This window comes from Micromonospora sp. WMMA1996 (assembly GCF_002573675.1).
Taxonomy (GTDB): domain Bacteria; phylum Actinomycetota; class Actinomycetes; order Mycobacteriales; family Micromonosporaceae; genus Micromonospora; species Micromonospora sediminicola.
Window position 1 is genome coordinate 3,128,167 of the sequence record NZ_PDHU01000001.1, and the last position, 21,382, is coordinate 3,149,548.

Genomic DNA, 21,382 nt, shown 5'->3' on the forward strand with positions numbered 1-21,382 from the left:
GGTCACCAGCTCACCTCTCCCAACCGGGCGTCCCGCGCGGCGGCCAGGCCGCTGGGCAGGCCCCACAACCGCACGAAACCCTTCGCCAGCGACTGGTCGAACGTGTCGCCGGTGTCGTAGGTGGCCAGGCCGAAGTCGTAGAGGCTGGCCTCGGAGCGCCGCCCGGTCACCACGGCCCGGCCGCCGTGCAGGGTCAGCCGCACCTCGCCGGTGACGTGCCGCTGGGCGTCGTCGACGAACGCGTCCAGCGCCCGGCGCAGCGGGGAGAACCAGAGACCGTCGTAGACCAGCTCGCCCCAGCGCTGGTCGACGCCGCGCTTGAACCGGGCCAGGTCCCGCTCGACCGTGACCGCCTCCAGCTCCTGGTGGGCGGTGATCAGGGCGACCGCGCCGGGCGCCTCGTACACCTCGCGGCTCTTGATGCCGACCAGCCGGTCCTCGACCATGTCGAGCCGGCCCACGCCGTGGGCGCCGGCGCGCCGGTTGAGGTCCAGGATCGCCTGGTACGGGGTGACCGTCTCGCCGTCGATCGCCACCGGGACGCCGCCGTCGAAGGTGATGACCACCTCGTCCGGGTCGCGCTCCAGGGCCGGGTCGGACGTGTACGCGTAGAGGTCCTCCACCGGGGCGGTCCAGATGTCCTCCAGGAAGCCGGTCTCCACGGCCCGCCCCCACAGGTTCTGGTCGATCGAGTACGGCGACCGCGCCGTGACGTCGATCGGCAGCCCCTTCTCCTCGGCGAAGGCGATCGCCTTGTCCCGGGTCCAGGCGAAGTCCCGGGCCGGCGCGACGATCCTCAGGTCGGGGGCGAGCGCGGCCAGGCCGACCTCGAACCGGACCTGGTCGTTGCCCTTGCCGGTGCAGCCGTGCGACACGATCGTGCCGCCGTGCCGGCGCGCGGCGGCGACCAGGTGCCGGACGATCAACGGCCGGGACAGCGCGGAGACCAACGGGTAGCGGTCCATGTAGAGCGCGTTGGCCCGGATCGCCGGCACGCAGTATCCGGCGGCGAACTCGTCCCGCGCGTCGATCACCTCCGCCTCGACGGCGCCGCAGTCCAGGGCGCGCTGCCGGACGACGGTCATGTCCTCGCCGCCCTGGCCGAGGTCGACCGCGACCGCGATCACCTCGGCGCCGGTCTGCTCGGCCAGGTACGGGATGGCGACGGAGGTGTCGAGACCCCCGGAGTACGCCAGGACGACCCGCTCGGTCATGGTGTGGAGTTCCCTTCGACGTTCTCGTCCCGGCGGGCCCAGGCGGCGAGCCGGTCGCCCAGTGCCGCGCCGCCGTCGGGCTCGCGGGCCACGACGAGGATGGTGTCGTCGCCGGCGATGGTGCCGACGATCTCGGACAGGCCGGCCCGGTCCAACGCGCTGGCCAGGTAGTGGGCCGCGCCCGGCGGGGTGCGCAGCACGGCGATGTTCCCGCTGGCGTCGACCCCGTTGAGCAGTTCCCGCAGCAGGCGTACCAGCCGGGCCGGCGCGCCCTCGGCGTCGCGCAACGGACGGTGGCCGTCCTCCGGGATCAGGTAGACGCCCCGCCCGTCGCCGCCGCGCGCGGTCACCGCCCCCAGTTCCTTCAGGTCCCGGGAGAGCGTGGCCTGGGTGACCTGGATGCCGTCACCGGCGAGCAGGTCGGCCAGCTCGGTCTGCGAGTGGATGGGCGTGTCACGGATCAGCTCGACGATGCGGGCGTGCCGCGCGGCGCGGGTCAGCGGGGCGGTCATGTGGATGCCTCCAGGAGAAAGGTCAGCAGCGCCTTCTGGGCGTGCAGGCGATTCTCCGCCTGGTCGAACACCGCGCTGCGCGGACCGTCGAGCACCTCGTCGGTGATCTCCTCGCCGCGGTGGGCGGGCAGGCAGTGCAGCACGATCACGTCGGCCGCGGCGTGGGCGAGCAGGGCGTCGCCGACCTGGTAGGGCCGGAACGGGGTGATCCGGTCCAGCCCGTCGGCCTCCTGCCCCATGGACGTCCAGGTGTCGGTGGCGACCACGTGCGCGCCCCGGACCGCCTCGACCGGGTCGACGAGCACCCGGACCGAGCCGCCGGTGCCGGCGGCGATCTTCTCCGCCCGGGCCACGATCTCCGGGTCCGGCTGGAACCCCGCCGGGCCGGCGATCCGCACGTGCATACCGGCGGTCGCGCCGGCCAGCAGGTACGAGTGCGCCATGTTGTTCGCCGCGTCGCCGACGTACGTGAGGATCCGGCCCGCCGTGGCGCCGAACCGCTCGCGCACGGTGAGCAGGTCGGCCAGGAGCTGGCAGGGGTGGTAGGTGTCGGTGAGCGCATTGACCACCGGCACCGTGGCGTGCGCCGCCACCTCGGCGATCCGGTCGTCGCCGTGGGTCCGCAGCACGATCGCCGCGACGTAGCGGGACAGCACCCGACCGGCGTCGGCCAGCGTCTCGCCCCGACCGAAGTGGGTGACCTGGGTGTCCACGACGAGCGGGTGGCCGCCCAGCTCGGCGATGCCGGCGTCGAACGAGATCCGGGTGCGCAGGCTCTGCTTGTCGAACAGCACCGCCACCGACCGGGGCCCGGCCAGCGGCTTGTGGGCGTACCGCTCGGCCTTCATCCGGGCGGCGAGGTCGAGCACGGCGGCCTGCTCGGCCGGCGTGAGGTCGTCGTCGCGCAGGAAGTGGCGGATCATGCGAGGGCCTCCGTGGCGGTGGGTCCGGTCGGCGCGGGAGCGGCCGCGTCGAGCGCGGCGGGTAGGGCGGCCAGGAACGCGTCGGCCTGCGCGGCGGTGAGGATCAGCGGCGGCGCGAGCCGGACCACGCCGGGCTGCACCGGGTTGACCAGGAAACCGGCGGCGCGCAGCGCGTCGGTCACCGTGCCGGCGACCGGGGCGGCCAGCTCGACGCCGAGCAGCAGGCCGGCGCCGCGCACCCCGCGCACCAGCGGGTGCCCGAGCGCCTCGACGCCGCGCCGCAGCCGCTCGCCGACCCGCTTGACGTGGTCGAGCAGCCCCTCGTTCGCGATCGTGGCGACCACCGCGAGCGCGGCGGCGCAGCTGACCGGGTTGCCGCCGAACGTGGTGCCGTGCGAGCCGGGGGTGAGCAGGTCGGCGGCCGGGCCGAAGGCCAGGCACGCGCCGAGCGGCAGGCCGCCGCCGAGCCCCTTGGCCAGCGTGACCACGTCCGGCTCGACGCCCTCGGCCTGGTGGGCGAACCAGTGCCCGGTACGCCCGACGCCGGTCTGCACCTCGTCGAGCACCAGCAGCGCGCCGCGTGCGGCGGTGATCCGCCGGGCCGCCGCGAGGTAGCCCGGCGGCGGGACGACCACGCCGTTCTCCCCCTGGATCGGCTCCAGGATCACCATCGCGGTGGCGTCGGTGACCGCCTCGGCCAGCGCGTCGACGTCGCCGTAGGGCACGTGGGTCACGTCGCCGGGCAGCGGGCGGAACGGGTCGGCCTTGGCCGGCTGACCGGTGAGCGCCAGCGCGCCCATGGTCCGGCCGTGGAAACCACCGTGGGCGGCCACCACGTGGCGTCGACCGGTGAGCCGGGAGAGTTTGAACGCCGCCTCGTTGGCCTCCGCGCCGGAGTTGGCGAAGAAGACCCGGCCCGGCCGGCCCGCGAGGGCCAGCAGCAGCTCGGCCAGCGCGACCGGCGGTTCGGCGACGAACAGGTTCGACACGTGCCCCAGCGTCGCGACCTGCCGGGTGACGGCGGCCACCACGGCCGGGTGCGCGTGGCCGAGCGCGTTGACGGCGATGCCGCCGACCAGGTCCACGTACTCCCGGCCGGCCTCGTCGACCACGACGGCGCCGGAGCCGGAGACGAGCGCCAGTGGCGGTGTGCCGTAGTTGTCCATCATGGTGGCGCGCCAGCGCCGCACCAGCGTGCTCATGAGCCGATCACCATCGTTCCGAACCCTTCCGAGGTGAAGACCTCCAGCAGCGTGGAGTGCGCGACCCGGCCGTCGACGACGTGCGCGGCGGGTACTCCCCCACGCACCGCCCGCAGGCACGCCTCCATCTTCGGGACCATGCCCGACTCCAGCGACGGCAGCAGCGTCGCCAGCTCGTCGGCGGTGATCTCGCTGATCAGGCTGGACGTGTCGGGCCAGTCCGCGTACAGGCCGGGCACGTCGGTGAGGACGACCAGCTTGCGCGCGTCCAGGGCGACCGCGAGCGCGGCGGCGGCGGTGTCCGCGTTGAGGTTGTGCAGCACCCCGTCGGCGTCCGGGGCGACGGTGGAGATGACCGGGATCCGGCCGGCCGCGATCAGGTCGGTGACCGCGGAGGCGTTCACCGACTCCACGTCGCCGACCTGCCCCACGTCGACCGGCTCCCCGTCCACGTACGCCGGCCGGCGCACCGCGGTGAACAGGCCGGCGTCCTCGCCGGAGAGCCCGACCGCGAACGGGCCGTGCGCGTTGACCAGGCCGACCAGCTCCCGGCCGACCTGCCCGACGAGGACCATCCGGACCACGTCCATGGCCTCGGGGGTGGTGACCCGCAGGCCGCCCCGGAACTCGCTGGCGATGCCGAGGCGGCCCAGCATGGCGGAGATCTGCGGGCCGCCGCCGTGCACGACGACCGGCTTGAGGCCGGCGTACCGGAGGAAGACCATGTCCGCGGCGAACGCCCGCTGGAGCGCGGGGTCCACCATGGCGTTGCCGCCGTACTTGACCACGACGGTCGCGCCGGCGAGGCGGGCCAGCCAGGGCAGCGCCTCGATCAGCGTGGCGGCCTTGGCCTGGGCCTGGCTGAGGTCAGCGGTGAGGTTCATGTGGAGTAGGCCGAGTTCTCGTGCACGTACGCGTGGGACAGGTCGTTGGTCCAGACGGTGGCGGCGGCGCCACCGGCGTGCAGGTCGATCCGGATGGTCACGTCGCGGCCGGTGAGGTCCACCTTGGCGCGGTCCTCGGCGGCGGCGCCGGCCCGGCACACCCAGATCCCGTTGACCGCCACGTCGACGTCGTCGGGCTCGAACGTGGCGGCGGTGGTGCCGACGGCGGCGAGGATGCGACCCCAGTTCGGGTCGTTGCCGAACAGCGCGGTCTTCACCAGGTTGTTGCGGGCCACCGCGCGGCCCACCTCCACGGCCTCGTCCTCGTACGCCGCGCCCACCACGTCCACGGCGACCTGTTTGGTCGCGCCCTCCGCGTCGGCGAGGAGCTGCTGGGCCAGGTCGTGGCAGGCGGCGGTGACCGCGGCGGTCAGCTCGGCCTCGGTCGGCTCGATGCCGGACGCGCCGCTGGCCAGCAGCAGCACGGTGTCGTTGGTGGACATGCAGCCGTCGGAGTCGACCCGGTCGAACGTGACCCGGGTGGCGGCCCGCAGCGCGGCGTCCAGCACGTCCGGGCCGGCCACCGCGTCGGTGGTGAGCACGCAGAGCATGGTCGCCATGGCCGGCGCCAGCATCCCGGCGCCCTTCGCCATCCCGCCGACGGTCCAGCCGCTGCCGCGCGCCACCGTCGTCTTGGGTCGGGTGTCCGTGGTCATGATCGCCTCGGCGGCCGGTCCGCCGCCGTCGCGGGACAGTCCGCGCACCGCGTCGCGTACGCCGGGCAGCAGCTTGTCCATCGGCAGCCGCTCGCCGATCAGGCCGGTCGAGCAGACCGCGACCTCGCCGGCGCCGACGATCAGCCGAGGGCTGCTGCCGGTGAGCGCGGCGGCGGTGTGCTCGGCGGTGGCGTGGGTGTCCTGGAAGCCGGCCGGGCCGGTGCAGGCGTTCGCGCCGCCGGAGTTGAGCACCACGGCACGGACCACGCCGCCGTGGACGACGCGCTGGGTCCAGAGCACCGGGGCGGCCTTGACCCGGTTGGCGGTGAACACGCCGGCGACCCCGGCGTCCGGGCCGTCGTTGACGACCAGCGCGACGTCACCGGCGCCGGAGGTCTTGAGGCCGGCGGCGACACCGGCGGCGCGGAAGCCGCGGGGGGTGGTGACACTCATGGGGTTACTCCGAAGACGGACAGACCGGTGGTCTCGGGGAGACCGACCATCAGGTTGGCGTTCTGCACGGCCTGGCCGGCCGCGCCCTTGCCCAGGTTGTCGATGGCGCTGACCACGATCACCCGCCCCGAGTCGACGTCCACGGTCGCCTGGAGGTGGCAGGAGTTCGAGCCGGCGGTGGCGGCGGTGTGCGGCCACGCCCCCTCGGGCAGCACGTGCACGAACGGCGCGTCGGCGTAGGCGGCGGCCAGCACCGCGCGCGGGTCGGCGTCACCGGTCGGCAGCGCGGTGACGGTGGCCAGGATCCCGCGCGGCATGGGCGCGAGGACGGGCGTGAACGACAGGCCGGCCGCGCCGCTGGCCTGCTTGATCTCCGGCACGTGCTGGTGCGCGCCCACCTTGTAGGGCGACAGGTCGCCCATCACCTCGCTGCCGAGCAGGTGCGCCTTCGCCGCCCGGCCGGCGCCGGAGGTGCCGGAGGCGGCGACCACCACCACGTCGTCGGGGCGTACCGCGCCGGCGGCGATCAGCGGCGCCAGGGCGAGGATGGTGGCGACGGCGTAGCAGCCGGTGTTGGCCACCCGCCGGGCCGCGGCGATCTCCGCCCGCTGGCCGGGCAGCTCCGGCAGCCCGTACGTCCACGCGCCGGCGTACGCGCCGGCGTAGTAGCGGGCCCAGGCGTCCGCGTCGCGCAACCGGTGGTCGGCGCCGAGGTCGACCACCGCGACGCTGTCGGGGAGGGCCGCCGCGAGCGCCGCCGACTGGCCGTGCGGCAGGGCCAGGAAGACCAGGTCCGCGTCGGCCAGGGCCGCCGGCTCGGTCGCCCCGAACACCAGGTCCAGGCCGACGAGCTGCGGGTGTACGGCGGCGACGGGCTGACCGGCCTGGCTGTGCGCGGTGGCGGTGACCAGGTCGAACTCGGGGTGACCGGCGAGCAGGCGCAGCAGTTCGCCGCCGGCGTATCCACTCGCCCCCGCCACCGCTACTCGAATGCCCATACTGCCCTCCGCATGACTATGCACGAAGGTTAGCAGGACCGCACCCTCACTGCAAGTTCATACAGCCCACTGCATGGACGTACGCTTCTGTCGGGCGGAGCCGGGTCAGAGCGGTATCGCCCGCTCGTCCTCCGCGCGCACCATGCGCTCCAGCGGACCCGTGCAGTGCTCGGCGGCCGAGCGGAACTCGCCGTTCATCGCCAGCAACCGGTGCCCGATCTCGATCCACCGCAGGATCCGGCGCGCCGTGCTCTGCTGCTCGTCCTCGGTGAAGAACACACCGCGTTGCAGCCAGCTCGTCCCGTCCCGGACGATCGTGACGATGGTGTGCGGTGACCGGTCGCCCTCCTGCTTCGCGATGCGCTCCAGCTCCCGGAACGCGTCCACCGCCACCTCGTGCAGGCCGTTGTCGGTCGGGCGGGCGCTGGCCCGCCGCAGACACACCATCGCCCAGGTGGTGACCACCTTGAAGTGGTCCTGGCCGCCGTCGCAGCCCCGGGACGTCTCCAGGTAGGTGGCGGCCAGGTCCAGGTTCCGCCGCTCCAGCTCGTACGACCCGCACTGGAGCCAGTAGTGGAAGTCGTCCTTGAGGTAGTCGTGCAGCTGCTGATAGACCTCGCGCACCGAGTCGACCGGCAGGCCCGACTTCATCATCACCCGGTGGTTGATCAGCGCCACCATGGCGCGGCGGGTCGGGTCGTTGCGGTCGGTGATGCCGGCGCCGCGCTGGACGTAGAACAGCAGCAGCCGAGTGAAGATCTCCAGGAAGTAGTCCTTGTCCTCCCGGATCGACTTCTCCATCGCCTCCGCCACCACCCGGTGCCGGCTGCGGATGTGCCCCGACTCCCGCCGCACCAGCATCCGGCGACCGGACACCAGACGCTCGATCGCCTGGTTGACGGCCGGGTCCGGGGGGCCGTCCGAGGCGATCTGCAGCAGGGCGTTCTGCGGCAGGGTCAACGACCGGTCCTCGTACTGCAGCGCCTCGAAGAGGCAGACCGTGGCGTAGATGTCCCGCTCCCGCGGATCGAGCTGGGCGAACTCGCTGTTGACCCGCTCCTCGAACCGGTATCCGGTGATCACCTCGACCATCGCGGCCATCAGGTCGCGGTCGGAGACCTGCCGCAGCCGGTCCACCCGCGTGTCGTGCAGCTTGTACTGCTTGAGCTTGCCGAGCTGCCGATACGCCTCCAACCTCTCCACCAGGCTGTTCAGGTCGTCGTCGGTCAGCCGCAGCGGTGGCACCCGGGTCAGGCCCGCCACCTCGTCGAGCAGATGACCCCGGGTGCTGCGGATGGTCGCCGCGACCAGGATCGTGCCGCGCTGGCCGAGCCGGGTCATCAGGCGGGCCGCCTCCGCGCCGAAGATGTCGACGTCGTCGATCAGGACCGCGTCCAGTCCGAGTTCCACGCACTCGCTGATGACGTCCTGGCTCGACTTGGTCGTCGCCCGGTCCACCCACCCGACCGCCAGGCCCCGGACGTGCAGGGCCACCGCGAACTGCATCAGAGTGGTGGACTTGCCGGTGCCGGACCGGTCGTTGAGCACGAGCACCGGCTGTTGCGGCCCGGCCGAACCGGCGCGTTCCAGCATCGCCGACAGGGTGGACAACTGCGCCGGGATGTTCTGCGCGACGTCACCCCACGTCGGGTCGGTCCCCCTCAGGTACAGCGGGTCGCCGGGCGGCGCCGCCTCCAGCAGGGTGGAGACGAGCTGCACCCCGGCATTGCGGTCGAGCACGGACCGCATCCGGGCGCGCAGCTGCGCGCCCCGACGCATCGGCTCCCGGGTGGCGCCGAGCCGCTCGCGGGCCAACTCGGCGACGGTGAGCGGAACCTGGACGGTGCCCGCCCCGGCCAACTTCCACGAGGCGGTCGCGTCGTCGCCCGGCGCCACCACGAAACGCCGGGGCGCACCCGACGCCCCGGCGTCGCCGGTCAGCGTGTCCAGGTAGAGCGACAGGTGCCGACTGTCGACGGTGCTCGCTCCGAACACCACCGGGTGGGTGATCAGATCCGCCTTCAACTGCCGGAACCACTGGCCGCGGGCGCCACGCCCCCGGTCGTCGATGTCGAACGTCACCGGCCCGGCGGCGCTGCCCGGCGCGATGCCGTGCATCGCCACGACCTCCAGCTGCGGGCGGCCCCGGCCGGGCGGGTCCCGGTGCGCGTCCACCACGACCACATTGCTGCCGACCTCCATCCGGGCGGCGATGTCGTGGAAGACGTTCGTGCCGGTGCAGTCGTACACCCGGTACCACGGGGCCAGCAGCAGGCGCAGGGCGGTGTCGTTGATGGTGGTGCCGTCCGCCACCAGCATTCCCCCGATGGTGCGCCGCACCAGCGACGGGTCCGCCTGCCGCAGCCGCTGCATCAGCGCCGCCAGGGTCACCCGGCCGTCCGCGATCGGTTGGGCGAGCTGGTCCGCCAGCGCGTCGAACAGCTCGTCCGGGCTGGCGAGCGGGCTGGACCACTCGCCGCGCGACTCCGCCTCGATGCCGGAGGTGAGGACCAGGACGGCCTGCCCGGTCGCCATGATCTGGTCGATCTCGGCGAGCAGATCGCCCGGGTCCGCGCGTGCCGGCTCCGGCTCCGCCACCGGCTCCACCGCCGGCGGGGTCGGTGCGGGCCGGACGGCGTCGAGCAGGGTGCCCCCGTCCAGGTCGACCAGGCGTACGCCGCCCTCGACCCGCCGGGCGACCACGACCTGCGGCCCGGCGCCGGGGATCAGCCAGCCGGATCCGCTTCCGCCCTCGGAGCCGGCGACCGGGAGCACCGGGATCGCGGCGTCCCCCGGCAGCTCGGCGCCGGTCGGCGCGACGACCGCCACCGCGTCCACCGGCCGGGCCCAGCCCGTGGTCAGGGCGCTCACCTGACGGGAGTGCAGGGTGGCGAGTTCGGGCGAGGCGTCGGCCGTGAGCATCCGGAAGGCGGTATTGACGGTCGCCACGCCGAGGCGAACGTTTCCGGTGTCGAGCACCAGGCCGCCCTCGCCGGGCAGCAGCCCGGGCTGCCAGCCGCCCTCGGGCACGTAGCCGGCGTACCAGTCCAGGCAGGGCCGGAAGCCGGCCCGGATCGCCTCCCGTACGTCCGGCGTCTCGTCGCGCCAGAAGTCGTCCCGCACCATGTGCCACCAGTCGGTCAGCGACCGGACGGTCGGCAGAGCCGGGGAGAGCGGTGCGCGGTCCGCGAGGCCGGGCACGGCCAGGACGGCGGGGAGTTCCGTCGGCACCGGAGCCTCACAGCACTCGGCGAGGATTCGGTCCACGACCGCCGACACCGCGGCGAACTCGTCCGCCGAGGCCGACGACGTGAGGTCGCCGACGAGCACCAGCGCGTCCACCGCGCCGCCCTCGTCGTGCAGGCGGGCGACCGCAGCCGCGCAGCGACTCCCCAGGGCCTCCGCGTCGGAGGCGATCGAGGGCGAACCTCGCACGATCAGGAACGTGGGGTCGTTGTGCAGTGCCATCGGCTCAGCCCTCCCTGGTCAGCGCGGCCGACACCGCGCTCCTCGGAACTCGGACGGTGACGTCACGACGATCGCCGCAACGGGCGAGCCTGACGGAGACGAACTGCCCCGACATCGAGCGCACGTCGACCTTCCCCTCGACCGTCGGGCCGACCGCGGGGCCGCACAGGGCACGAAGGGTGGCCTGGCCGTCCGGCCCGAGAATGAGCACCCCGGGTCGGGTCTTGTCGGGATGTTCGACGAACAGGGCGGCGCAGAAGGTCGCCACGGTCGCCGCGAGGGCGACGACGGACACCAGGTTCGCCCACGTCTGCCGGCGGTCGACCTGCCGCGCCTCCCGGTCTCCCCGCCGGAGGACCTCCTCAATGAGCGAGCGGGCGTCGGGCGCCTCGCGCGCGGCGGTCGGCGGTGGCGGCACCACCGTCGCGATGGCGCGGACGTACAGGACCGCGGCGAACAGCCACAGCGCGACGGCGACGCACCCGGCCACCCGGGTCACCGGCGCCGCCGATGCCAGCGCCGTGAGGGTGAACGTCGCCACCAGGGCGCCGGCGAAGACGGTGACGACGGACTGTGCGGCCTGGGCCCGGGTCCGGGCGCTCGACGCCGCGCGCACGCGGTCCGGGTAGTACGCCTGCACCACGGCCTCCTGGACGGAGGTCAGGAGCGGGGTGGAAGGCGAATCCGGCATGAGCGTCCTTCATCTGACGAATGTCGAAGGACTGTAGGCGCCGGCCGTGCGCGAGCGGGTCCGTCTGTACGAATCCCGACAGCACGAGGACGGCGGCGCAGGCGCGTTAAGAAGGGCCCCCGCCTCTACCGGAGGCGTTGAGCGGGGGCCCTTCCTTACACCTCAGGCGCCGCGGAGGGTGGCGCCGAAGCGCTGCGCGGCGAGCGCCACCGCGGCGTCGCGGGCGGCCACCGCCTCCTCGCCGGCCAGCGTGCGGTCCGGGGCCCGGAACGTCAGCTTGTAGGCCAGCGACTTGCGCCCCGCGCCGAGCTGCGCGGAGGTGTAGACGTCGAAGAGCCGGACGTCCTCCAGCAGCGGACCGGCGCCCTCGGCCAAGGCCCGTCGCACCTCCGCCGCCGGCACCGCCTCGTCCACCACCAGCGCCACGTCGATCAACGCCGGCGGGAACGTGGAGATGGTCGGCCCGGTCGCCAGCGGCGCGGCGGGCAGCGCGTCCAGGTCCAGCTCCATGGCGCTGGTGCGGCGGGGCAGCTCCAACGCGGCCACCACGGCCGGGTGCAGCTCGCCGGCGTGCCCGACGACGACGTCGTCCACCAGCAGCTCGGCGCAGCGCCCCGGGTGCCAGGGCGCCCGCTCGCCGGCCCGCACGGTCACCCGGTCGGCCGGGATGCCGGCGGCATCCAGCACCGCCCGGCCGGCCTCGACGGCGTCCGCCCAGCCGGCCGCCCGGCCCGCGCCCCACCAGCCGGCCGGCTCGATCTCGCCGCAGAGCGCCGCGGCGACGTGCCGCGGCTGCGCCGGGACCACCGCGTCGGCGGCGGCGAACTCCTCGTCGGTGGGCCGCCGGTCCACGCCCATGGCGGGCGGGGCGCCGACGCCGGGACGCGGGTGGAAGACCGCGCCGATCTCGTAGATCGCCACGTCCCGCTGGCCCCGACCCACGTTGCGCTTGACGATGCCCAGCAGCGGGCCGAGCAGCGTGGTGCGCAGCAGCGGCTCCTCCTCGGACAACGGGTTGGCCAGCCGCACCGCGGGTCGGCGCGGGTCGTCGGCCGGCAGGCCGAGCTGGTCGGCCAGCTCCGGCGCCACGAACGGCTGGGACAGCACCTCGACCAGGCCGCGCTCCGCCAGGGAACGGGCGACGGCCCGGCGACGCTGCTGCTGCGGGGTCAGGCCCCGGCCGGCCGGCGCGGTGGGCAGCACCGACGGCACCCGGTCGTACCCGTCGAGGCGGACCACCTCCTCCACCAGGTCGGCCGGGTCGGTCAGGTCGGGCCGCCAGCTCGGCGGCGTCACGGTGAGCACCTCACCCGCGCCGGACGCGGCCACCCCGGCGGCGCCCGGGTCCTCGCCGAGCCGGTCGGCGCCGCGCGTGACCGCGCACCCGACCTGCTCCAGCAGCTCCACCACCCGGTCCGGCGCATACGTCACGCCGACCCGGCGCGACGGCAGGTCCACCGGCAACGCGACCGGCGTCCGCGGACGGACGTGGTCGAGGTCGAGCACCTCGGCGCCGGCGGCACCGCTGGCCAGGTCGGTGAGCAGCCGGACCGCCTTCTCCAGCGCGACCAGCGGCAGCGTCGGATCGACGCCCCGCTCCCAGCGCTTGGCGGCCTCGCTGAACAGCTTGTGCCGCCGGGCGGTGCGCCCGACCATCGCCGGGTCCCAGTGCGCCGCCTCGAAGAGCACGTTCGTGGTGGAGGCGAGTACCTCGCTGGTCTCGCCACCCATCACCGCGGCCAGCGAGATCGGACCGGTGTCGTCGCAGATCACCATGTCCTCCGGTACGAGGGCACGGCTCACCCCGTCCAGGGTGGTCAGCTTCTCCCCCGGCTCGGCGCGACGCACCACCAGCGGCCCGACGATCCGGTCGGCGTCGAAGGCGTGCATCGGCTGGCCGAGTTCGAGCATCAGGTAGTTGGTGATGTCGACGGGCAGCGAGATGCTGCGCACGCCGGCGACGGTGAGCCGCTGCCGCATCCAGCCGGGCGTCTCCACGGTCGGGTCGACACCGCGCACCATCCGGGCGGCGAACCGGTCGCAGCCCACCGGGTCGCGGACCTCCACCGGGTACGCCGGCTCGGCGGTGCCGCCCGACGCGGGCGCGTCGGCGGGGTCACGGAACGGCACGCCGAGCGCGTGCGACAGCTCTCGGGCGATGCCGCGGACGCTGAGCGCGTACCCGCGGTCCGGGGTGATCTCCATCTCGACCACCACGTCGTCCAGGCCGACGATCGGCCGCGCGTCGTCGCCGGGCTGGGCCTTCACGTCCTCGGGCAGCACGATGATGCCCGAGTGGTCGTCGCCGAGCCCCAGCTCCTGCGCCGAGCAGATCATGCCGTGGGAGTTGCGCCCGTACGTCTTGCGCGCGCCGATGGCGAAGTTGCCGGGCAGCACCCCGCCCGGCAGGATCACCACGACCCGGTCGCCCTGGGCGAAGTTGCGCGCCCCGCAGACGATCTCCTGCGGCTCGCCGGTGCCGTTCGCGGCGCCCACGTCCACCCGGCAGAAGCGGATCGGCTTCTTGAAGCCGGTCAGCTCCTCGATCTCCAGGACCTCGCCCACGACCAGCGGACCGGTGACGGTCTCCCGCAGGTCCACGATCGACTCGACCTCGATGCCGAGGTCGACCAGCGCCTGCTCCAGGTCGCCGGTGGGCAGGTCGGCCGGGAGGTCCACGTACTCCCGCAACCAACTGACAGAAACTCGCATGACTCTTCTTCCACCGTTCCCGTAGCTCAGGCGCCGAACGCGCGGGTGAACCGCACGTCGCCCTCGGCCATGTCCCGCATGTCGCTGACCCCGTGCCGGACCATCACGGTCCGGTCGATGCCCATGCCGAACGCGAATCCGGAGTAGACCTCCGGGTCGATCCCACAGGCGCGCAGCACGCGCGGGTTGACCATGCCGCAGCCACCCCACTCGACCCACTGCGGCCCGTCCCGGTGCTCCGGGAACCAGACGTCGAACTCCGCCGACGGCTCGGTGAACGGGAAGTAGTGCGGCCGCCAGCGGGTCTTCGCGCCCTCACCGAACATGGCCCGGGCGAAGTGGTCCAGCGTGCCGCGCAGGTGCGCCATGGTGATGCCCTTGTCCACCACCAGGCCCTCGACCTGGTGGAAGACCGGTGCGTGGGTGGCGTCCAACTCGTCGGTGCGGTAGACCCGGCCCGGTACCACCACGTAGATCGGCGGCTTGCGGCTGAGCATGGTGCGCGCCTGCACCGGCGACGTGTGCGTACGGAGAACAAGGCCCGAACCCGCAGAGCTGGCCGAAGCCGCGGTGGAGCCGTCGGCGGGTGCGATGTGGAACGTGTCCATCAGGCCGCGGGCCGGGTGGTCGGCCGGGATGTTCAGCGCGTCGAAGTTGGTCCACTCCAGCTCGACCTCGGGACCCTCGGCCACCTCGTAGCCCATGCCGATGAACAGGTCGCTGATCTGCTCCATCAGCACCGTCAGCGGGTGGCGGGCGCCGCGCGGCCGGCGGTCGTACGGCAGGGTCACGTCGACCCGCTCCTCGACCAGCACCCGCTCGGCCCGCTCCCGGTCCAGGATCTCCTGCCGGGCGGCGTACGCGGACTCGATGGCGCGCCGGGCCTCGTTGACCCGCTTGCCGGCGTCGGACTTCGCGGCCGGCGGCAGCGCGCCGATCTCCCGGCGCGCCAGCGACACCGGGGACCGGTCCCCCAGGTGCGCGGGACGCAGCGCGGTCAACGCGTCCGGGTCGGCGGCGGCGGCGAACGCCTTCTCGGCGTCGGCCACGGCCCCGGCCAGGGAGTCCGGGTCGAGCAGGGCGACCTGCTTCGGGTCGTACGGATCGTTGCGGTAGCTCATGGTGAACGGGCACTCCCTCACGGCGGCGCCGGCCCTTCTCAGGCGGCCAGACGAGTCTACGGACGCGCGGCTTCGCCGCAGCCCGCCGGTGGGAGTCGTGCAGGGAGGAAGGTCAGGCCTGCCGCCCGCCGACACCGGCGGGCTGGCTAAACGAACGCCGTGGCGCGTTCATCACGTGGCGGACTCCCCTGCTCCGTCCTGCGTGACCGTGGGTCGACGCAGTGCTCTCGCCGAAGAATACAGGCAGACGGCCGCCGCCGCAGCCAGATTGAGACTCTCCGCGCGCCCGTGCAGCGGCACCCGGACCCGGGCGTCGGCGGCCGTGGTCAGCTCCTCCGGCAGGCCGTGCGCCTCCGAGCCGAACAGCCACGCGGTGGGGGTGGCGAGCCGGCCGGCGTCGGCGAGGTCGTCGAGGTCGCTGTCGCCGTAGCCGGTGGTGGCGAGGATCGACAGGCCGGCGGCCCGCAGCGCCTCGACGGCCGCGAGCGGGTCGGCCGCGCGCACCACGTCGACGTGGAAGAGGCTGCCGGCGGAGGCCCGCACGCACTTGCCGTTGTAGGGGTCGACGGCCTCGCCGGCGAAGACCACCGCGCCGGCGCCGGCCGCGTCCGCGGTGCGCAGCACCGTGCCGGCGTTGCCCGGGTCGCGGATCCCGGCGAGCACCGCGACCAGGCGCGGCCCACGCGCCAGGGCCTCGTCCATCGGGACGTCGAGGTGCCGGCAGACCGCCACCAGGCCCTGCGGGGCCACGGTCTCGGCGAGCGCCGCCAGGGCGTCGTCGGTGACCTCGGAGACCGGCACGTCCGCGCGGGCGGCGCCGGCGGCGAGGTCGGCGTACCGGTCGAGCGCCGCCGGGGTGCCGAACAGCTCGACCACGGCGCCGCCGAGGGCGAGCGCCTCGCGCACCGCCTGCGGCCCCTCGGCCAGGAACCGGCCGGTCTGCTCGCGGTCGCGCCGGCGCTGCAGCCGGCGGGCCGCGACGACCCTCGGGGTACGCGGGGTGAACGGACCGGGAACGGCGTCGAGGCGCCTCCCCTGCGACGGTGACTGCATGGGAGACGCCTCGATCTGCCGTACGGGTGGGTCAGCGGCCTGGGCCGCGTACAGGTGGGTCCAGCGGCCTGGGCCGCGTACAGGTGGGTCAGGCGGCCTGGGCCGCGGCGCCACCGGTGCCCTCGGCCGCCACGGCGGCGCGGGCCAGCTCGACGATCGCCGCGAACGCGGCGGCGTCGTTGACGGCCATGTCGGCCAGGATCTTGCGGTCGACCTCGATGCCGGCCAGGCGCATGCCCTGGATCAGCCGGTTGTAGGTCAGGCCGTTGGCCCGGGCTCCGGCGTTGATCCGCTGGATCCAGAGCTGCCGGAAGTCGCCCTTGCGGTCGCGACGGTCCCGGTAGGAGTACTGCATCGAGTGCAGCACCTGCTCCTTGGCCTTGCGGTAGAGCCGGGAGCGCTGACCGCGGTAACCGCTCGCGGTCTCCAGCAGGGTACGACGCTTCTTCTGGGCGTTCACAGCCCGCTTGACGCGTGCCATCTCAACTCCTTCTTCGGTTCAGGTGGCGCGCGTCAGCGGCCGAGCAGCTTCTTGATGCGCTTGGTGTCGGCCTTGGCCAGCTCGACCGTGCCGGTCAGCCGACGGGTCTGGGTGCTGGCCTTCTTCTCCAGGTTGTGGCGGAGGCCGGCCTGCTGGGCGACGATCTTGCCCTTGCCGGTCACCTTGACCCGCTTGCCCATACCCGTGTGGCTCTTCATCTTCGGCATGTGGAACGTCTCTCCCTGTTACTGGCCGCTGGTGTCAGCGGTCGGGCCGGTCTCACCGGCTGCTGCGGTCTCGCCGGCCGCCGGGGCCTCGCCACCTGCCGGGGCTCCGGACTCCTCCGCGGCGCGGTCCCGGGGCCCACCGCGCGACGCCGTGGCGGCGACCGCGGAGGCCTTGACGGCCCGGTGCGGAGCGAGAACCATGATCATGTTTCGACCGTCCTGCTTCGGCGCGGCCTCGACGTATCCCAGGTCCGTGATCTCGGACTCGAGCCGGCGCAGGAGCCGGTAACCCAGCTCCGGGCGGCTCTGCTCGCGACCACGGAACATGATCGTCACCTTGACCTTGTCGCCCGCCTTGAGGAACCGCACCACGTGACCCTTCTTGGTCTCGTAGTCGTGCGGGTCGATCTTCGGCCGGAGCTTCATCTCCTTGATGACGGTCTGCTGCTGGTTACGCCGCGCTTCGCGCGCCTTGAGTGCGCTCTCGTACTTGAACTTGCCGAAGTCCATGAGCTTGCACACCGGCGGGCGCGCCATCGGCGCAACCTCGACCAGGTCCAGGTCGACGTCCGCGGCCAGCTGCAGGGCGCGCTCCAGCGGGACGATGCCCACCTGCTCACCCTCGGGGCCGACCAGTCGGACCTCACGTGCCCGGATCTGCTCGTTCACGCGTGGTTCGACGCTGATGGGGCCTCCTCGAGTCGAAGTCTCGTGTGGTGCCGACTCCGTGGGCTCCCGGGCGGGAGCCGACTCGGAAAGCAGAAGGCCCCGGCGTATGCCAGGGCCCACTCGACCGGTCGGCACGATCACAGGATCGCGCATCCGGGATCGGGACGTGCCCGAAACCCGGGGACCGGACCCGGACACCTGGACGGCGACTCGGGTGGGAGCGGGCGCTCCGCTTCATGACCACCCGCGCGTCAGGGACGGGGGCAGTCTGGTCGACTCCGCAAGACTACACCCTCGGCCCAGCCCGGCCCAAACCGGGCCCCGCAGGTCAGCGGGGTGCCGGCTGGCCGGCGGCGAGCGCGGCCAGGTGCGCCTGGTGCAGGCGGCGCAGCGCCCGGACCGCCTCGACCGCGCTCTCCTTGTCGGCGGCCTGCAGGGCGACCATCGGCAGCAGGTCGTCGTCGTGCAGCTCCAGGCTGGCCCACGGGGCGCCGCGGTCGAACCGGACCCCGCGCACGACCTCCCAGGGCAGCTCGTAGGAGCTGATCACGTTGCGGACCCGCACGCCGCGGGCGTCGGCGGTCACCCGGGGGCGGGTGAACAGCAGGAAGCCGAGCGCGCCGAAGACCCCGAGACCGACCATGGCGAACTGGTCGCCGCGCTGGAACGTGCCGTAGCCCTCACCGGTGGAACCGGACAACGAGGTCGCGACGAGGCTGAACACCACCAGCAGCGCGACGGCCGACGCCCAGCAGACCACCCGGACGCGGCGGGGCCGCACGGTCACCACGGAATCGCTCACCCGACCAGTCTGCCATCCGGCTCGCGCTCACGTTCGGCCGCCACACGGACCGCGCCGCGCCGGCGTACCCCGGCCACGAGCACGGCCACCAGCGTGAGCACCGCGCCGGCCAGCACCGGCAGCCGGACGCCGGGCCCGCCGGGCAGCGCCAGGTCGAGCAGCAGCGCCCCGCCGAGCTGCCCGGCCACCAGCGCCAGGCCGGTGCGCAGCACCCCGGCCGCGCGGACGCCGACCAGCAGCGCCAGCACGATGCCGACGCCGAACAGGCCACCGACGTAGAGCCACCACTGCGTGGGCCAGCGCGGCTGCTCGGCCAGCGTGCCGCCCAGCACCGCAACCGCACCGATCACCGACGTGCTGACCGCGAAGTTCACCGCGAGGCCGGCGGCCGGACCGACGGACGCGGCGACCCGGCCGTTGAGCGCGGACTGCCCGGCCACCGCCAGCCCGCCCACGACGCAGAGCAGCACCAGCCCGACCGCGAGGTCGCCGATCGGGCGGCCCAGCTGCGCGAGTGCCACCGCGCCGACGCCGAGCACCGCCCCGCCGACGCGGGGCAGCGTGAGCGGCAGCCGCCCGGTGGCGGCCAGCCCGGCCCGGTCCACCGCCAGGCCGCCGAGGCTGCCCCCGGCGACCTGGGCAATCGTGAACACCGCAACCCCGAGCACCGGCACCACCACCGGCGCGACGAGGACGATCACCGCGCCGCCCACCCCGCCCAGGTACGCCCACCAGGGCAGCCCGGCGCGGCGCAGCCCGGCCAGCCCGGCCCGCATCGAGGGCACGACGGCCAGCCCGACCAGCACGAGCAGGCAGCCGCCCAGGTTGTTGACCACGGCGCCGAGCACCGGATCACCGGTCCGCTCCCCCAGCTCCGCGTTGACCACGCCCTGGGCGGCCGAGGCCACGCCACCCAGGACGACGACGGCCAGCGCGGCCGGGAGCGGCAGCGGCCTCACAGCCGGCAGGCGTGGATGTTGGTGACCAGGATCGCCCGGGCGCCCAACTCGTACAGCTCGTCCATGATCCGGTGCACGTCGTCGCGGAGCACCATCGCCTGCACCGCGACCCAGCCCTCCCGGTGCAGCGGCGAGACCGTGGGCGACTCGATGCCCGGGGTGAGCGCACTGGCCCGGTCGAGCAGGCCGGCCGGCACGTCGTAGGCGAGCATCACGTAGCGGCGGGCGACCAGCACACCGTGCAGCCGACGCTGGAGCTGCTCCTGCTGGGCGCCGCCGGGCGCGCCGGCCCGGCGGACCAGCACCGCCGAGGAGCGCAGCAGCGGCTCACCGAAGACCACCAGACCGGCCTGGCGCAGCGTGGCGCCGGTCTCCACCACATCGGCGACCACGTCGGCCACGCCGAGCCGGATGGCGTTCTCCACCGCGCCGTCGAGCCGGATCACCTCGGCCTTGACGCCCAGCTCGCCCAGGTGCCGCTCGACCAGACCCGGGTACGCGGTGGCGATCCGGTGCCCGCCGAGCTGCTGGACGGAGGCGACGTCGTCGGGGCGGGCGGCGAACCGGAAGGTGGCCCGACCGAAGTTGAGGTCGACCACCTCCTCGGCCGGCGCGCCGGAGTCGATCAGCAGGTCGCGCCCGGTGATGCCGACGTCCAGGTCACCGGAGCCGACGTAGGTGGCGATGTCCTTGGGTCGCAGGTAGAAGAACTGGATGTCGTTGGGCTCGTCCCGGCAGACCAGGTCCTTCGGATCGGTGCGCTGGCGGTAGCCCGCCTCGCGCAGCATCCCGGCGGCCGACTCGGCCAGGGCGCCCTTGTTGGGTACGGCGACACGCAGCATGGGAGTGCTCCTTCGTTCGATCGGATGATCAGCGGACGGGCACTCAGAGATGTCGGTAGACGTCCTTCAGGTCGAGACCGGTGGCCAGCATCAGCACCTGCGCCTGGTAGAGCAGCTGGGAGATCTCCTCGGCGGCCCGCTCCGGGCCCTCGTGCTCGGCCGCCATCCACGACTCGGCCGCCTCCTCGACGACCTTCTTGCCGATGAAGTGCACGCCCTTCGCGAGCGCGTCGACGGTGCCCGAGCCGGGGGTGCCGGCGGCGGCCTTGGCCTGCAGCTCGGCGAACAACTCCTCGAACGTCTTCACGGAAGGCGATTCTTCCAGCCGCCCGACGGGGCCGCTCGCCCCGGGTCCGTCGGGCGGGTTCGACCGGCCGCCGTCGCACCCTCGCGGGCGGATCGGGGTGGGGCCCTCCGCTCCGGCGCTCTCCGCTCGTGTGCCGGCCCTCCGGCGGCCGCCATCGGTCCGGGTGCCTCCACGCCGCCTGTGGAGCTGATATCAGAAACGACTCGGGCCGCCGACCGCGCCGGACCGGCAGCTCGGCGTACTGAGTCGATCATCCGGCCCCTACGAGCGGCGGTCGTGGACGGGGACCGGTGGCACGGGAACCGGGCGGTATGGGACCGGGCGGGCGGCACGGGACCGGGCGGCACGGGACCGGGCGGCACGGGACCGGGCGGCACGGGACCGGGCGGCACGGGACCGGGCGGCACGGGACCGGGCGGCACGGGACCGGGCGGCACGGGACCGGGCGGCACGGGGGCGATCGCCGGCCGCGGCACGCCGGTTCGAACGGGTGAGTCGCTTCTGATATCAGCTCTAAAGGCGGTGCGAACCCAACGGGTCACCGGCCGCCGTCGTCTGCCCTGCCGCCCGACCACCTGGACGTCGGGCGCACTCCGCCGGCCAGGCGGTCACGCGACCAGGCGACCGGGCGGTCAGGCGGTCAGGCGGTCAGGCGAAGCCGACGCGGTGGGAGGCGTGGGCGTCCAGGGTACGGACGGCCAGTGCGGCGTCGAGGGCGGCCACCGTGGCTGCCCAGCCCTTGTCCTCGGCCGAGCCGGGCAGCCCGGCCCGGTCCCGGGCCTGCTCGGTGGTGTCCACCGTGAGCACCCCGTGCGCCACCGGCTTGCCCTCGTCCAGCGCCACCCGGGTCAACCCCTCGGTGACCGACTGGCAGACGTAGTCGAAGTGCGCGGTCGCGCCACGCACCACGACTCCGAGCGCGACGACCACGTCGTACCGGCGTGCCATGGCCTGGGCCACCACCGGCAGCTCCACCGAGCCGGCCACCCGGGCCACCACGGCCCGCGCCCCGCACGCCTCGGCCGCGGCGACCGCCCGCTCGGCCATGTGGTCGGTCAGCTCGCCGTGCCAGCGGGCCGCCACCACGCCGACGGTCATGCCGGCGGCGTCCACCGCGGTCACGCCCGGCTCTCCGAAACCCGCCATCG

20 protein-coding genes are annotated in these 21,382 nt (G+C 74.0%); all 20 read right to left on the bottom strand.

The window, feature by feature from the left end; all coding sequences use genetic code 11:
- Positions 1–2: 2 nt before the first annotated feature.
- Positions 3–1,214, bottom strand: a complete 1,212-nt coding sequence (locus tag COO58_RS14265) for an argininosuccinate synthase (RefSeq protein ID WP_098745313.1) — start codon at positions 1,212–1,214, stop codon at positions 3–5.
- Positions 1,211–1,726 carry an arginine repressor gene (locus COO58_RS14270; RefSeq protein ID WP_091577936.1) on the bottom strand — a complete coding sequence of 172 codons (516 nt, stop codon included), beginning with the start codon at positions 1,724–1,726 and terminating at the stop codon, positions 1,211–1,213. The genes COO58_RS14265 and COO58_RS14270 overlap by 4 nt, the downstream gene beginning before the upstream one ends.
- Positions 1,723–2,649, bottom strand: a complete 927-nt coding sequence (argF, locus tag COO58_RS14275; protein WP_098745315.1) for an ornithine carbamoyltransferase — start codon at positions 2,647–2,649, stop codon at positions 1,723–1,725. Before argF ends, COO58_RS14270 begins: the two co-directional genes overlap by 4 nt.
- Positions 2,646–3,851 (bottom strand): acetylornithine transaminase, encoded by a 1,206-nt coding sequence (locus tag COO58_RS14280; protein WP_098745316.1) that lies wholly within the window; start codon positions 3,849–3,851, stop codon positions 2,646–2,648. The genes argF and COO58_RS14280 overlap by 4 nt, the downstream gene beginning before the upstream one ends.
- Positions 3,848–4,735, bottom strand: a complete 888-nt coding sequence (gene argB, locus COO58_RS14285) for an acetylglutamate kinase (protein ID WP_091577944.1) — start codon at positions 4,733–4,735, stop codon at positions 3,848–3,850. The genes COO58_RS14280 and argB overlap by 4 nt, the downstream gene beginning before the upstream one ends.
- The gene (gene argJ, locus COO58_RS14290) at positions 4,732–5,904 is read right to left on the bottom strand and encodes a bifunctional glutamate N-acetyltransferase/amino-acid acetyltransferase ArgJ (RefSeq protein ID WP_098745318.1); all 1,173 of its coding nucleotides are present in this window, start codon (positions 5,902–5,904) and stop codon (positions 4,732–4,734) included. Before argJ ends, argB begins: the two co-directional genes overlap by 4 nt.
- Positions 5,901–6,902 carry an N-acetyl-gamma-glutamyl-phosphate reductase gene (gene argC / locus COO58_RS14295; protein ID WP_098745320.1) on the bottom strand — a complete coding sequence of 334 codons (1,002 nt, stop codon included), beginning with the start codon at positions 6,900–6,902 and terminating at the stop codon, positions 5,901–5,903. The genes argJ and argC overlap by 4 nt, the downstream gene beginning before the upstream one ends.
- A 105-nt stretch (positions 6,903–7,007) precedes the next feature.
- Positions 7,008–10,370 (bottom strand): hypothetical protein, encoded by a 3,363-nt coding sequence (locus COO58_RS14300; protein WP_098745321.1) that lies wholly within the window; start codon positions 10,368–10,370, stop codon positions 7,008–7,010.
- 4 nt (positions 10,371–10,374) lie between these two features.
- Positions 10,375–11,061 (bottom strand): hypothetical protein, encoded by a 687-nt coding sequence (locus COO58_RS14305; RefSeq protein ID WP_098745323.1) that lies wholly within the window; start codon positions 11,059–11,061, stop codon positions 10,375–10,377.
- 162 nt (positions 11,062–11,223) lie between these two features.
- Positions 11,224–13,773, bottom strand: a complete 2,550-nt coding sequence (gene pheT, locus COO58_RS14310) for a phenylalanine--tRNA ligase subunit beta (RefSeq protein ID WP_098745325.1) — start codon at positions 13,771–13,773, stop codon at positions 11,224–11,226.
- A 26-nt stretch (positions 13,774–13,799) separates the two neighbouring features.
- Positions 13,800–14,894, bottom strand: a complete 1,095-nt coding sequence (gene pheS / locus COO58_RS14315) for a phenylalanine--tRNA ligase subunit alpha (protein ID WP_098745326.1) — start codon at positions 14,892–14,894, stop codon at positions 13,800–13,802.
- A 171-nt stretch (positions 14,895–15,065) separates the two neighbouring features.
- Entirely contained in the window at positions 15,066–15,947 is an 882-nt protein-coding gene (locus tag COO58_RS14320; RefSeq protein WP_098745328.1) for an RNA methyltransferase, read from the bottom strand.
- Positions 15,948–16,035: 88 nt separating this feature from the next.
- Entirely contained in the window at positions 16,036–16,428 is a 393-nt protein-coding gene (gene rplT / locus COO58_RS14325) for a 50S ribosomal protein L20 (protein ID WP_091577965.1), read from the bottom strand.
- A 32-nt stretch (positions 16,429–16,460) separates the two neighbouring features.
- Positions 16,461–16,655: a 50S ribosomal protein L35 gene (rpmI, locus tag COO58_RS14330; RefSeq protein WP_091309655.1), complete on the bottom strand. Its 195-nt coding sequence runs from the start codon at positions 16,653–16,655 to the stop codon at positions 16,461–16,463.
- Between the two features lie 18 nt (positions 16,656–16,673).
- Positions 16,674–17,324 (bottom strand): translation initiation factor IF-3, encoded by a 651-nt coding sequence (infC, locus tag COO58_RS14335; protein WP_091577968.1) that lies wholly within the window; start codon positions 17,322–17,324, stop codon positions 16,674–16,676.
- A gap of 328 nt (positions 17,325–17,652) precedes the next feature.
- Positions 17,653–18,126: a PH domain-containing protein gene (locus COO58_RS14340; protein ID WP_172967807.1), complete on the bottom strand. Its 474-nt coding sequence runs from the start codon at positions 18,124–18,126 to the stop codon at positions 17,653–17,655.
- Positions 18,123–19,085 (bottom strand): DMT family transporter, encoded by a 963-nt coding sequence (locus tag COO58_RS14345; RefSeq protein ID WP_091577973.1) that lies wholly within the window; start codon positions 19,083–19,085, stop codon positions 18,123–18,125. Before COO58_RS14345 ends, COO58_RS14340 begins: the two co-directional genes overlap by 4 nt.
- The gene (hisG, locus tag COO58_RS14350) at positions 19,082–19,927 is read right to left on the bottom strand and encodes an ATP phosphoribosyltransferase (RefSeq protein ID WP_091577975.1); all 846 of its coding nucleotides are present in this window, start codon (positions 19,925–19,927) and stop codon (positions 19,082–19,084) included. Before hisG ends, COO58_RS14345 begins: the two co-directional genes overlap by 4 nt.
- Before the next feature lie 43 nt (positions 19,928–19,970).
- Positions 19,971–20,252 carry a phosphoribosyl-ATP diphosphatase gene (locus tag COO58_RS14355; RefSeq protein WP_216642383.1) on the bottom strand — a complete coding sequence of 94 codons (282 nt, stop codon included), beginning with the start codon at positions 20,250–20,252 and terminating at the stop codon, positions 19,971–19,973.
- 630 nt (positions 20,253–20,882) lie between these two features.
- Entirely contained in the window at positions 20,883–21,380 is a 498-nt protein-coding gene (gene ribH, locus COO58_RS14365; RefSeq protein ID WP_098745332.1) for a 6,7-dimethyl-8-ribityllumazine synthase, read from the bottom strand.
- Between the last annotated feature and the right edge of the window lie 2 nt (positions 21,381–21,382).